Here is a 13,127-nt window from a genome sequence, read left to right as displayed (position 1 = left end):
GCTGCCCTCCCCTTCACCGGGGCGGGTGGGCAGACTGGCACCATGACAGCGAGTCCGATGAGCAAGGGGTCCAATCGTCCCGTCGATGCCCGGGTGGTCCGTGTTGAGCTCGCTTGGGCGGCCGGGGCCGGTGTGCCCGACCTCGATGCCTCGGCACTGCTCCTCACGGAAGCCGGGCGGGTCCGGGACGACGGGGACTTCGTCTTCTACAACCAGCCCCGTCACACGTCCGGCGCCGTGACGCATCTCGGGAAACAGCACGGCGCGCGGGACACGACCGACACCGTGGAAGTGGATCTGGGCGCCGTGGAAGGGGCGGTCGAGCGGATCGTGCTGTGCGCGTCGGCGGACGGCGGGACGTTCGGGCAGGTGCCGGGACTGGTGCTCAGACTGCTCGACGCCGGGACGGAGGCCGAACTGGCCCGGTTCGACATGGCTGCGGGGACGGAGACCGCGTTCATCGGCGGCGAGTTGTACCGACGGCAGGGGAAGTGGAAGTTCCGGGCGGTGGGGCAGGGGTACGCCGCCGGACTCGCGGGTCTGGCCACGGACTTCGGCATCACCGTGGACGACGAGCCCCCGGCCCCGTCCGCTTCCCCCGTGGCCCCGGCCCGGCCGGCCTCACCCGCGGCCACCGCGGCCCCGGCCTCGCCGCCCCCGCCCGTTGCCCCCGCCGTGCCGGTCGCGCCCGCCCAGCAGCCCCCCGCGCCCCGCCTCCACCCCGGCGCCCCACGGTTCACCAAGGGCGAGGAGCGGTTGCCCGTCGACATGCGCAAGCGGCTGTCGCTGCGCAAGGAGCAGGTGGCGGTCAGTCTGCGCAAGCACGGGGCCGCCGGGGTCACCGCGCGCGTCGTCCTCGTACTCGACGCCTCCGGGTCCATGTCCTTCCTGTACTCCAAGGGGGTGGTGGCCGACGTCGTCGAGCGGATGGCGGCGGTCGCGGCGCAGCTGGACGACGACGGTGAGATGCAGGCCTGGACCTTCGCCTCGAACCCGGCCCGGCTGCCGGATCTGCGGCTGGGGGAGCTTCCCGAGTGGTTGCGGCTGCATGTGCGGGTGGGGGAGGTGGGCCTGTTCCGGCGCGGGCGGAAGAAAGGGCTGGAGCCCAGCCAGGTCGACATGCGGGACGTGGGCATCCAGAACGAGGAGCAGAAGGTCATCGCCGAGGTGCGCGCGTTCGTCCGGGATCACCCCGCGTCCGCTCCGACGCTCGTCCTGTTCTTCTCCGACGGCGGCGTCTACCGCAACAAGGAGATCGAGCGCGAGCTCCGTGAGGCGGTGGAGGAACCGCTCTTCTGGCAGTTCGTGGGGCTGGGCAGGTCCGACTACGGCGTGCTGGAGCGGTTCGACACACTGCCGGGACGCCGCGTCGACAACGTCGGGTTCTTCGCCGTCGACGACATCAGCACCGTGCCGGACGCGGAGCTGTACGACCGCCTGCTGTCCGAGTTCCCGCAGTGGATCACGGCCGCTGGACGGGCGGGGGTTCTCTGAGCCCCGGCCCGGCCGCCCGCCCCGACCACTCGGCTCGCGCCTCCGCCGCGGAGAGCGCAAGCCGGCGGGCGGGCCGCCCGGCTACTCCGGCTGGTGTTCCGGTCCCCCGAAGTCCGGGCTCGAGTAGTCCGGACTGGAGTAGCTCGGCCGTGTGCCACGGGTCGTCCCTTCCTCAGGGCTGGAGAAACCCGGCCGGTCGTACCCCAGGTGCGGGATACGCCCGGTCGGCGGGGACGGTGCCGTGTGCTGCAGCTCGGTGGCCGTCGCCTGGTCGGTGAGCGCGTCCCGCAGGAACGGCAGGATCCCCCGCTCCAGCAGGGCCTCGCGCCAGGCGTCCCTGGCCCGGGTCACCTCCCCGTCGAGTTCGCGGTACGACCCGCCGAGCGCCGAGGGCTTGTTGCGCAGCGCGGTGAGCAGCAGGCCCACGGCGGCGACGAGGATGGCGACCGCCGTCACCGCGCCGAACACCCACCCCGTGGTGAGCATGGTCCGGGCGAACGCGGCGCGGGGATCGAGCATCCGCAGGACGTAGCCGACGAGCAGGAAGATCGCGGCCGCGGTTCCGGCCAGGACGGGTGCCAGGACGGCGACGACGGCGACGGCGCCGGCCCCGGCGGCCTCTCCCATGGTGGCGGCGATCCCCGCCGCGTTCGTGCCCGGCTCGGTGGAACCGGACTCGTGGACGGACGGAGTGGACGACGCCGGTGGACGGCGCATTTCCTCGCGTACCTTCACGTAGTGCTGGTACTCCGTCGCCGCGGCCGCCGCGATGATGGCGGTGGCGTTGAGCGCCATCGTGCGCAGTTGTTCCGAGTTGAGCCGCTGTCCGACCGCGGCCAGTTCCGGGCGGTGTGGTGCGGAGCGCAGCGCCTCATCGAGAACCCGCTCGTATTCCCGGCGGTCCTCGCTCAGCAGGTGCTGCGGAACGCTGTTCATGTGCATCCCCCGATGCTCCGTAGGGCTTGGGGCTCGGCATGCTGACGAGCCGTCGGGCAGAAACGGAGGGGAGCCTGCTACGGATAAGCCGATGGTAGAGCGGTGACGGCGCGCGGTGACAGGGGGTTTACCGAAATTGGCACGTGCACGGTGCGGTTGCGGGCCGCACGGTCACGGCCCGCCGCGCCGTCAGGTGCCCAGCGGCAGTTGCTGGACCAGCAGCTTTCCGGCCATGGTGACCCCGCCGTCCATCGCGATGGCGAGTCCGTCGGCGTAGACGTGAGGTCCGGTGACCACGGGGCCGCCGTCGTCCTCGCCGTCCTCGGAACCGACTTCGCCCGTCAGATAAGGGATCGGGCTGTGGCCGTGAACGACCCGGGTGCCGCCGTACGTATCCAGCAGGGAGCGCACCGCGTCGGCGCCGCCCTCGTCGCGGAAGGAGAACCGCTTGGTGAACTTGCGGAACAGGTCCCAGACCTCGTCGGCGTCGTTGCGGGTGAGCGTCTCGCGGACGGTGTCGTTCACCTCCTCGATGGAGCGGCCGTAGTCGAGATAGGCGGTGGTGTCGGAGTGCAGCAGCAGATGGCCGTCGACCGCCTCGACGGCGTCGAGGCGGGCCATCCACTGCAGGTGGTGGTCCTGGAGGCGGTCCATGTCGGTCTTCTGCCCGCCGTTGAGCAGCCAGGCCGCCTGGAAGGTGGCGGTGCCCGCGCCGGAGTTGACGGGGGTGTCGCCGAACCGCTTGGCGCCGAGCAGCAGCAGCTCGTGGTTGCCCATGAGGGCCTTGCAGTAGCCGCCGGCGGCGGCGGCCTCGGCGGACAGCCGCATCACGAGGTCGATGACGCCGATGCCGTCCGGACCGCGGTCGGTGAAGTCGCCGAGGAACCACAGCCGCGCGGTGCCGGCGCACCACTGGCCCGCCGAGTCGAGCAGGCCCTGCTCCTGGAGGGCGGCCACCAGCTCGTCGAGGTAGCCGTGGACGTCGCCGACCACGTACAGCGGTCCCTGGCCGGTGGCGGGCTGCGGGGCGGGGACGGACGCGGGGTCGACGGTCACCTGAACAGTGTCACCCCGATTGATGACGGGGAGGTCCCGTTGGGTGGGCGTGTATCCCTCCGGGTAGGCCTCCTCGGAGGGCGGGACGACGTCGCCGGGGTGCGTGCTCTGGACGTACGGACCGGTCTCGTGGACGTACGCGGGCACCCGGAAGTCGCGCAACGTCGCCGTCCGCTCCACCTCGGGTCCCTGACCGGCCCCCTGAGTCATCGACCCCTCCACCATCGCGCCGCTTCTGCACCGCGTCGGACTGCCTGGTCGCAGCGGCCCGCGGTGTCGTGCGCCCATCATAGGAATGCGGATCGCGCCATGTGATGACCCAGGGGTGGTGAATCAGAGCAAGACTCCAGTTCGCTGCACCTTTCGCCCTTTTTGGGTGGGTCTTCGGCGGTCCTGTCCGCACGCCTTCCGTCGTCGGCCGGCCCTCCTTCCTCCGGGAGCCCGGCCCGTTTCCCCCGGAGGGGTGTCAGGGGGAACACCTTCGCGTCCTCCTCCGGGGACGGATCCGTCCCCGCGGAACCCTGCTCCGCCCGCACGAGCCCTTCGGGGGCGGAGCCGGCGTCGGCCCGGTGTGCGTGATGCGTCCGCCTCCGGGGCGCGGCCGCCGCTTTCCCCTCCGGAAGCGGAGGTCCCACGCTCAGGGCCGTCGTACGTCCCCGCCGGGACCCCCGTGTCACGATCCCTTCGACGACCTCGGCGGGCTGACCGTCGTACGGGGCGGACGTCGCCGCGAGGAGGCCCGCACGATCAGCTCGGTCGGTATGACCTGCTCCACCGGCTGGTCCGGGTCGGCCCCCTCGATGGCGTCGATGAGCAGCTGGATCACCGCCGTGCCGATGCGGCGCGGTTTGAGGGAGAGCGTGGTGACGGGCGGTTCGGTGTTGGCGTAGACCGTGGACTCGCTGCAGCAGACGAGCAGCAGGTCGTCCGGGACGCGCAGGCCGTAGCGGCGGGCGGCGGCGAGCAGGTCGGTGCCGTTCGGATCGAACAGGCCGTAGACGGCGTCGGGCCGGTCGGGGCGGGCGAGCAGCCGGTCGGCGGCGACGGCGCCCGCGCACGGATCGTGCGCCGGGTAGGCCTCGTAGACCGGGTCCTGGCCCGCACGCTCGCACCAGCGCAGGTACGCGGTGGTCGACAGGTGGGTGTACGTGTCGGTGGTGGTGCCGGTGAGCAGGCCGATGCGGCGGGCGCCGGCGTCGGCGAGGTGGTCGAGGATGCCCGTCACGGCGGCCTCGTGGTCGTTGTCGACCCAGGCGGTGACCGGCAGCGAGCCGACCGGCCGGCCGTCGGAGACGACCGGTAAGCCCTGGCGGACCAGCTCGCTGACGACCGGGTCCTGGTCGGAGGGGTCGATGACGACCGTGCCGTCCAGGGCGACGTTGGACCACACGTCGTGGCGGGAGGTCGCGGGCAGGATGACGAGGGCGTAGCCGCGGGCGAGCGCGGCGGAGGTGGCGGCGCGCGCCATCTCGGCGAAGTACGCGAACTCGGTGAAGGTGAAAGGTTCGTCCCCGTACGTCGTCACGGTCAGGCCGATGAGTCCGGACTTCCCGGTGCGGAGCGTACGGGCGGCGGCCGAGGGGCGGTACCCCAGTCTGTCGGCCACCTCGCGGACGTGGCGCCGGGTGGCGTCCGGGAGCCTGCCCTTGCCGTTGAGGGCGTCGGAGACGGTCGTGATGGAGACTCCGGCGGCGGCGGCCACGTCCCTGATGCCCGCTCGACCCGGCCGGCTGCCTCGGCGTGAGGTTTCCGCGCGGCTCACCTTGTGCTTCCCTGCTGCTGTCATGGCGAGCCGATAGTAGGGCTCATGCGGTGGGGTAGGGCGGACGCATATGCACGCGTTGACAGGCACGTTTCTGCATGATCAATAAGGGTCAACAACCTTGGAAGCAAAGGGGGTTGAACGATTGCATGCCAGGACCTGGCGTGTCGACTCATGTGGGCCTGTCGAGGGTGTGATGTTGCGAAGAGGTCTCAACTCACCTGCATGGGGGACGCGCGCCACGGCGTAAGCCACCGGCGCGTAGATATATGTACGGCGCGCCCTTGGCTCCTACGCCCTTCGTACCTCTTCGGGCTGTGTTGCCCTTGTTGCCGTTGTGGTGCGCGGGGCCGGTGAGCACGCGCCGCTCCTCTACGCAGCGGCGCCCAATCCTCATAGGGTGAGCAGTATTGGATGTCGGCGGCGGACACGGGTGCCGCCGGTCTTCGCGAGGAGGACTGCGGTGAGCGAGACGAGCCCCAAGCTGCGCGCCGAGCTGGAGGGGATCCCCACGTACAAGCCGGGCAAGCCGGCGGCGGCCGGCGGACCCGCGGCGTACAAGCTGTCCTCCAACGAGAACCCCTATCCGCCACTGCCCGGCGTGATGGAGACCGTGAGGGCCGCGGCCTCCTCCTTCAACCGGTACCCGGACATGGCCTGTACGGCGCTGACGGCCGAGCTGTCCGATCGCTTCGCGGTCCCGGCGTCCCACCTGGCCACCGGCACCGGCTCGGTCGGTGTCGCCCAGCAGCTGCTGCAGGCCACGTCGGGGCCGGGCGACGAGGTGATCTACGCCTGGCGGTCCTTCGAGGCCTATCCGATCATCACGCAGATCAGCGGTGCCACCTCGGTCCAGGTGCCGCTGACCCCGGGCGACGTGCACGACCTGGACGCGATGGCCGGGGCGATCACCGACCGGACCCGGCTCATCTTCGTCTGCAACCCCAACAACCCGACCGGCACGGTCGTGCGACGGGCCGAGCTGGAGCGCTTCCTCGACCGGGTGCCGGGCGACGTCCTGGTGGTGCTCGACGAGGCCTACCGCGAGTTCATCCGGGACACCGAGGTGTCGGACGGCGTCGAGATCTACCGCGAGCGGCCCAACGTCTGCGTCCTGCGGACCTTCTCCAAGGCGTACGGCCTGGCGGGACTGCGCGTCGGTTTCGCCATCGCCCACGAGCCGGTGGCGGCGGCGCTGCGCAAGACGGCGGTGCCGTTCGGGGTGAGTCAGATCGCGCAGGACGCGGCGATCGCCTCGCTGCGCGCCGAGGACGAGCTGATCGGCCGGGTCGGCTCGCTGGTCTGCGAGCGCAACCGCGTGCTGAAGGCGCTGCGGGACCAGGGCTGGACGGTGCCCGAGACCCAGGCCAACTTCGTCTGGCTGCGGCTGGGGGAGCGTACGACGGCTTTCGCGCAGGCGTGCGAGCAGGCGGGTGCGGTCGTCCGGCCGTTCGCCGGGGAGGGCGTGCGCGTCACGGTCGGCGAGACCGAGGCGAACGACATCTTCCTGAAGGTGGCGGAGGGCTTCCGCAAGGATCTCTGACCTGTACGTGCGTCCAGGCGGCCGGCGGCTCTGCCGTCGGCCGCCTTCGTGTGTGCCGGAAGCGGTCACAAAGGGGTTGACGTCACAGGGGACCCCCCTTTCCGGTCGGAAAGGCAGTAGGTCATAATTGCTTGTGAATGTGAACGCGTTCACAAGCGCATCCCGTTTTCGCCCTGGATGTCGGGTGGCGAACGGGATCAAGTGGCCGCCGCGATCACGGCGAAGTAAGGAGCGACGACGTGGATCTGGCTTTGGCGCCGGAGACCCTGGCGCGATGGCAGTTCGGTATCACCACCGTCTACCACTTCCTCTTCGTTCCCCTGACGATCTCGCTCGCCGCCCTCACCGCGGGGCTGCAGACCGCCTGGGTGCGCACGGAGAAGGAGAAGTACCTCAAGGCGACGAAGTTCTGGGGCAAGCTCTTCCTGATCAACATCGCGATGGGCGTGGTCACCGGCATCGTGCAGGAGTTCCAGTTCGGCATGAACTGGTCCGACTACTCGCGGTTCGTCGGTGACGTCTTCGGCGCCCCGCTCGCCTTCGAGGCCCTGATCGCCTTCTTCTTCGAGTCCACCTTCATCGGGCTGTGGATCTTCGGCTGGGACAAGCTGCCCAAGAAGATCCACCTGGCCTGCATCTGGATGGTCTCGATCGGCACCCTGCTGTCGGCGTACTTCATCCTCGCCGCCAACTCCTGGATGCAGCATCCGGTCGGCTACCGGATCAACGAGGAGAAGGGCCGCGCCGAGCTCACCGACTTCTGGCTGGTGCTCACCCAGAACACCACGCTCAACCAGGTCTTCCACAGCTTCTCGGCGGCCTTCCTGACCGGTGGCGCCTTCATGGTGGGCATCGCCGCCTTCCACCTGATGCGCAAGAAGCACATCCCGGTGATGCGGACCTCGCTCCGGCTCGGCCTGGTCACCCTCGCGGTCGGCGGACTGTTCACCGCGGTCAGCGGCGACACCCTCGGCAAGGTCATGTACGAGCAGCAGCCGATGAAGATGGCCGCCGCCGAGGCCCTGTGGGACGGCGAGGAACCGGCCCCCTTCTCCGTGTTCGCCTACGGAGACGTCGACGAGGGCCACAACGAGGTCGCCCTGGAGATCCCCGGCCTGCTGTCCTTCCTCGCCCACAGCGACTTCGATTCGTACGTGCCCGGCATCAACGACACCAACGAGGCGATGCGGGAGAAGTTCGGCCCCGGTGACTACAAGCCCATCGTCCCGGTCGCCTACTGGGGCTTCCGCTGGATGATCGGCTTCGGCATGGCCTCCTTCTCGCTCGGCCTCCTCGGCCTGTGGCTCACCCGCAAGAAGTTCCTGCTGCCGGCCGTCCACCGCACCGGCGAGGACGAGGTGCCGCGCCTGGTGCTGCTGAAGAAGCCGCTCGGCTCCCGGCTCACCCGGCTGTACTGGCTCCTGGCGCTGTGGACCATGGCGTTCCCGCTGATCGCCAACTCCTGGGGCTGGATCTTCACCGAGATGGGCCGGCAGCCCTGGGTGGTCTACGGCGTGATGCGGACCGAGGACGCCGTCTCCCCCGGTGTGTCCACGGCCGAGGTGATCACCTCGATGTCCGTCTTCACCCTGCTCTACGCCGTCCTGGCCGTCATCGAGGTCAAGCTGCTCGCCAAGTACGTCAAGGCGGGCCCGCCCGAGCTCAGTGCCTCCGACCTCAACCCGCCCACGAAGCTCGGCGGCGACGTCCGTGACGCCGACAAGCCGATGGCCTTCTCGTACTAGGCCGAGGGAGCTGCACCGTCATGGAACTGCACGACGTCTGGTTCGTCCTGATCGCGGTCCTGTGGACCGGCTACTTCTTCCTGGAGGGCTTCGACTTCGGGGTCGGCATCCTCACCCGGCTGCTCGCCCGCGACCGGGCCGAGAAGCGGGTGCTGATCAACACCATCGGTCCCGTCTGGGACGGCAACGAGGTGTGGCTGCTCACGGCCGGCGGCGCGACCTTCGCCGCCTTCCCCGAGTGGTACGCCACGCTCTTCTCCGGCTTCTACCTGCCGCTGCTGGTCATCCTGGTCTGCCTGATCATCCGCGGTGTCGCCTTCGAGTACCGGGCGAAGCGGCCGGAGGAGAACTGGCAGCGCAACTGGGAGACGGCGATCTTCTGGACCTCGCTGATCCCGGCGTTCCTGTGGGGCGTGGCCTTCGGGAACATCGTGCGCGGCGTGAAGATCGACGCCGAGTTCGAGTACGTGGGGGGAGTCTGGGACCTGCTCAACCCGTACGCCCTGCTGGGCGGCCTGGTCACGCTGACGCTGTTCACCTTCCACGGCACGGTGTTCACGGCACTGAAGACGGTCGGTGAGATCCGGGAGCGGGCACGGAGGCTCGCCCTGCGCGTGGGTCTCGTCACCGCCGTGCTGGCGCTGGCCTTCCTGCTCTGGACGCAGGCCGACAACGGCGACGGCACCAGCCTGGCCGCGCTGGTCGTGGCGGTCGCCTCACTGGTCGCCGCCCTGCTGGCGAACGGAGCGGGGCGCGAGGGGTGGGCGTTCGCCCTGTCCGGCGTCACCATCGTGGCCGCAGTGGCGATGCTCTTCCTGACGCTGTTCCCGAACGTCATGCCGTCCACGCTGGACGCCGACTGGAGCCTGACCGTCTCCAACGCCTCCTCCAGCCCCTACACCCTGAAGATCATGACCTGGCTCGCGGCGATCGCCACTCCGGTGGTGCTGCTCTACCAGGGCTGGACGTACTGGGTGTTCCGTAAGCGGATCGGCACCCAGCACATCGCCGACCCCGTGCACTGAGGTGTGTTTCACGTGAAACCGATCGACCCGCGCCTTCTCCGGTACGCCCGTGCCACCCGTGGTTTCCTGATGGCGGTCGTCGGTCTGGGCGCCGTCGGCGCGGCGCTGGTCATCGCCCAGGCCATGCTCATCGCCGAGATCGTGGTGGGCGCGTTCCAGGACGGGCTGTCCGTCGGAGCGCTCGGCACTCCCCTGCTGCTTCTCGTCGTCGTGGCGGCCGGCCGCGGTCTGGTCGGCTGGCTGACCGAACTGGCCGCGCACCGGGCGAGCGCCGCGGTGAAGTCGGAGCTGCGGGGGCGGTTGCTGGAGCGGGCGACGGCACTGGGACCGGGGTGGCTGGACGGCCGGCGCACCGGCTCGCTGGTCGCCCTGGCCACCCGTGGGGTCGACGCCCTCGACGGTTACTTCTCGCGCTACCTCCCCCAACTGGGACTCGCGGTGGTCGTCCCGGTGGCGGTGCTCGCGCGGATCGTCACCGAGGAGTGGGTCTCGGCGGCGATCATCGTGGGCACCCTGCCGCTCATCCCGGTCTTCATGGTGCTGATCGGCTGGGCCACCCAGTCCCGGATGGACCGTCAGTGGCTGGTGCTGTCCCGGCTGTCCGGCCACTTCCTGGACGTCGTCGCCGGACTGCCGACGCTGAAGGTCTTCGGACGGGCCAAGGCCCAGGCGGAGTCCATCCGCCGGATCACCGCCGAGTACCGGCGGGCGACCATGCGGACGCTGCGGATCGCCTTCATCTCCTCCTTCGCGCTGGAACTGCTCGCCACACTCTCGGTGGCGCTGGTCGCGGTGACGATCGGCATGCGGCTCGTGTACGGCGAGATGGACCTCTACACCGGCCTGCTCGTCCTGATCCTGGCGCCCGAGGCCTACCTGCCGCTGCGCCAGGTGGGCGCCCAGTACCACGCGGCCGCCGAAGGGCTCGGGGCGGCCGAGGAGATCTTCTCGGTACTGGAGACGCCCGCGCCCGAGCCGGGGACAGCGACGGTGCCGACGGGCGCCCTCGCCTTCGAGGACGTGACGGTCCGCTACCCGGGCCGGTCCACGGACGCGGTGACGGACGTGTCCTTCACCGTCACCCCCGGCGAGACGGTCGCGCTCGTCGGTCCGAGCGGAGCGGGCAAGTCGACCCTGCTGAACGTGCTGCTCGGGTTCGTCCGCCCCACCGGGGGCCGGGTGCGGATCGGGGGAGCCGATCTCCGCGGACTCGACCTCGCCGAGTGGCACGGTCGCGTCGCCTGGGTGCCGCAGCGACCGCACCTGTACGCCGGGACGATCGCCGAGAACGTACGGCTGGCCCGGCCCGACGCGGACGACGACGCCGTGCGGCGCGCCCTGCGGGACGCCGGGGCGCTGGAGTTCGTGGACGCGCTGCCCGACGGCGTCCGGACCGTGCTCGGCGAGGACGGAGCGGGACTGTCGGCCGGGCAGCGGCAGCGGCTGGCGCTGGCCCGCGCGTTCCTCGCGGACCGGCCCGTCCTGCTGCTCGACGAGCCGACGGCGGCGCTGGACGGCGCCACCGAGGCCGATGTCGTGGCGGCGGTACGGCGCCTGGCCGCCGGCCGCACGGTGCTGCTCGTGGTGCACCGGCCGGCGCTGCTGGCCGTGGCGGACCGGGTGGTGCGGCTCGCCGAACCGGCTCCCGCGGTCCCCGGGGAGTCCCCGCGCCGGGAGGTCCGCGGCGCGACGGCCGTCGAAGCGGACCCCGCGCCGGCCGGGGGGCCCGCCGAGCACGAGGACGGGGGACGGGCCCCGGGCGGTGTCCTCGCCCGCGTCCGTGCCCTGTCCGGCGCCCGACAGGGGAGGATCACCCTCGCGCTGCTGCTCGGCACTCTCGCCCTGGGCAGCGCCGTCGGACTCATGGCGACCTCCGGGTGGCTCATCTCCCGGGCCTCGCAGCAGCCGCCCGTGCTGTATCTGATGGTGGCCGTGACGGCGACCCGCGCCTTCGGCATCGGCCGGGCCGTGTTCCGCTACGCCGAGCGGCTCGTGTCGCACGACGCCGTCCTGCGCATGCTGGCCGACACCCGGGTCGCGGTGTACCGACGCCTCGAGCGGCTGGCGCCCGCCGGACTGCGCGGCGCCCGCCGGGGCGACCTGCTCTCCCGGCTCGTCTCCGACGTGGACGCGCTCCAGGACTACTGGCTGCGCTGGCTGCTGCCGGCCGGTGCGGCCGTCACCGTCTCCGCCTTGTCCGTCGGCTTCACCGCCTGGCTGCTGCCCGAGGCCGGGGCCGTGCTCGCGGCCGGACTGCTCGCGGCGGGCGCCGGGGTGCCCCTGCTGACCGGTGCCGTGGCCCGGCGTGCGGAACGCAGGCTGGCACCGGCGCGCGGCGTCCTCGCGACCCGGGTGACCGATCTGCTCACCGGCACCGCGGAGCTCACCGTCACCGGCGCCCTGCTCGCGCGGACCGCCGAGGCGCGCCGGGCCGACGGCACGCTCACCCGGATCGCCTCGCGCGCCGCCACCGCCACCGCGCTCGGCGACGGACTCACCGCCCTGATCTCCGGACTGACCGTCGCGGCCGCCGCCCTCGTCGGCGTCCAGGCCGTGGCCACCGGCCGGCTGGACGGGGTGGCCCTCGCCGTCGTCGTCCTCACTCCCCTGGCCGCGTTCGAGGCCGTCCTCGGGATGCCGCTCGCCGTGCAGTACCGGCAGCGGGTGCGCCGCAGCGCCGAGCGGGTGTACGAGGTCCTGGACGCCCCGGCCCCCGTACGGGATCCGGAGGCGCCCCGGCAGGCGCCCGCGTCGCCGTTCCCGCTCGTGGTCAAGGGGCTGGCCGCCCGGCATCCCGGGCAGGACCGGGACGCGCTCGCCGGGGTGGACCTGACGCTCGAGCGGGGCCGCCGGATCGCGGTGGTCGGTCCGTCCGGCTCCGGAAAGACGACCCTCGCACAGGTGCTGCTGCGGTTCCTGGACCCGGACGCGGGCGCCTACACGCTGGCCGGGGTGGACGCCTGCGCCCTGGACGGCGACGCCGTGCGGCGGCTGGTCGGGCTGTGCGCGCAGGACGCGCACCTCTTCAACAGCTCGGTGCGGGAGAACCTGCTGCTCGCCCGGAAGGACGCGACCGAGGACGAACTGCGCGACGCACTCGCCCGGGCCCGGCTGCTGGAGTGGGCCGACGGACTGCCCGAAGGGCTCGACACGCTCGTCGGCGAGCACGGGGCGCGGCTGTCCGGCGGGCAGCGGCAGCGGCTGGCGCTCGCCCGGGCGCTGCTCGCGGACTTCCCCGTGCTGGTGCTGGACGAACCCGCCGAACACCTCGACCTGCCGACCGCCGACGCGCTCACCGCCGACCTGCTGGCCGCCACCGAGGGCCGTACGACGCTGCTCATCACCCACCGGCTGGCCGGCCTGGAGGCGGTGGACGAGGTGGTCGTGCTGGACGGGGGGCGGGTGGTGCAGCGCGGTCCGTACGCCGAACTCGTGGCGGCAGCGGGTCCGTTGCGGGCGATGGCGCGCCGGGAGGAGCAGGCAGGACTCCTGGTGGCGGCCCGCTGACCCGGTGTGCGACTCCTCGTGACGGGACGTCAAACGTGTGGGTCGGGACGGCTGTTCGG

Annotated in this window: 8 protein-coding genes; 5 read left to right on the top strand and 3 right to left on the bottom strand. The window is 71.5% G+C overall.

Going from position 1 to position 13,127, the window contains the following annotated elements; all coding sequences use genetic code 11:
- Positions 1-42 precede the first annotated feature (42 nt).
- Positions 43-1,494: a VWA domain-containing protein gene (locus ACZ8ZB_RS16705; protein ID WP_470738504.1), complete on the top strand. Its 1,452-nt coding sequence runs from the start codon at positions 43-45 to the stop codon at positions 1,492-1,494.
- Positions 1,495-1,575: 81 nt separating this feature from the next.
- On the opposite strand, the gene ACZ8ZB_RS16700 is transcribed toward ACZ8ZB_RS16705, so the two are convergent.
- The 3 genes from ACZ8ZB_RS16700 to ACZ8ZB_RS16690 all read right to left on the bottom strand — a co-directional run bounded on the left by ACZ8ZB_RS16700 (position 1,576) and on the right by ACZ8ZB_RS16690 (position 5,272).
- A complete protein-coding gene (locus ACZ8ZB_RS16700) occupies positions 1,576-2,436 on the bottom strand; it encodes a hypothetical protein (protein ID WP_470738503.1) in 861 nt (286 codons plus the stop codon).
- Positions 2,437-2,619: 183 nt separating this feature from the next.
- On the bottom strand, positions 2,620-3,711 hold the full coding sequence (locus ACZ8ZB_RS16695; protein WP_470738502.1) for a metallophosphoesterase: 1,092 nt from the start codon (positions 3,709-3,711) through the stop codon (positions 2,620-2,622).
- 448 nt (positions 3,712-4,159) lie between these two features.
- Entirely contained in the window at positions 4,160-5,272 is a 1,113-nt protein-coding gene (locus ACZ8ZB_RS16690; RefSeq protein WP_470738501.1) for a LacI family DNA-binding transcriptional regulator, read from the bottom strand.
- A 439-nt stretch (positions 5,273-5,711) separates the two neighbouring features.
- On the opposite strand from ACZ8ZB_RS16690, the gene hisC reads away from it, so the two are divergent.
- From hisC to cydD, 4 genes are all read left to right on the top strand, one after another.
- Positions 5,712-6,791 (top strand): histidinol-phosphate transaminase, encoded by a 1,080-nt coding sequence (gene hisC, locus ACZ8ZB_RS16685; protein WP_470738500.1) that lies wholly within the window; start codon positions 5,712-5,714, stop codon positions 6,789-6,791.
- A 239-nt stretch (positions 6,792-7,030) separates the two neighbouring features.
- On the top strand, positions 7,031-8,536 hold the full coding sequence (locus tag ACZ8ZB_RS16680; RefSeq protein ID WP_470738499.1) for a cytochrome ubiquinol oxidase subunit I: 1,506 nt from the start codon (positions 7,031-7,033) through the stop codon (positions 8,534-8,536).
- Positions 8,537-8,556: 20 nt separating this feature from the next.
- Positions 8,557-9,561, top strand: coding sequence for a cytochrome d ubiquinol oxidase subunit II (gene cydB / locus ACZ8ZB_RS16675; protein ID WP_470738498.1), 1,005 nt, complete (start codon positions 8,557-8,559; stop codon positions 9,559-9,561).
- A 12-nt stretch (positions 9,562-9,573) separates the two neighbouring features.
- A complete protein-coding gene (gene cydD / locus ACZ8ZB_RS16670; protein WP_470738497.1) occupies positions 9,574-13,068 on the top strand; it encodes a thiol reductant ABC exporter subunit CydD in 3,495 nt (1,164 codons plus the stop codon).
- The last annotated feature ends 59 nt before the right edge of the window (positions 13,069-13,127 follow it).

It is taken from the genome of Streptomyces sp. 12E, assembly GCF_055633275.1.
This window is presented reverse-complemented; position numbering and strand designations above follow the sequence as displayed.

Excerpts from the sequence above, each read along its gene's own strand:
- ACZ8ZB_RS16705 (WP_470738504.1), top strand. The coding sequence starts at position 43 with ATGACAGCGAGTCCGATGAGCAAGGGGTCCAATCGTCCCGTCGATGCC.
- ACZ8ZB_RS16700 (WP_470738503.1), bottom strand. The coding sequence starts at position 2,436 with ATGCACATGAACAGCGTTCCGCAGCACCTGCTGAGCGAGGACCGCCGG.
- ACZ8ZB_RS16695 (WP_470738502.1), bottom strand. The coding sequence starts at position 3,711 with ATGGTGGAGGGGTCGATGACTCAGGGGGCCGGTCAGGGACCCGAGGTG.
- ACZ8ZB_RS16690 (WP_470738501.1), bottom strand. The coding sequence starts at position 5,272 with ATGACAGCAGCAGGGAAGCACAAGGTGAGCCGCGCGGAAACCTCACGC.
- cydB (WP_470738498.1), top strand. The coding sequence starts at position 8,557 with ATGGAACTGCACGACGTCTGGTTCGTCCTGATCGCGGTCCTGTGGACC.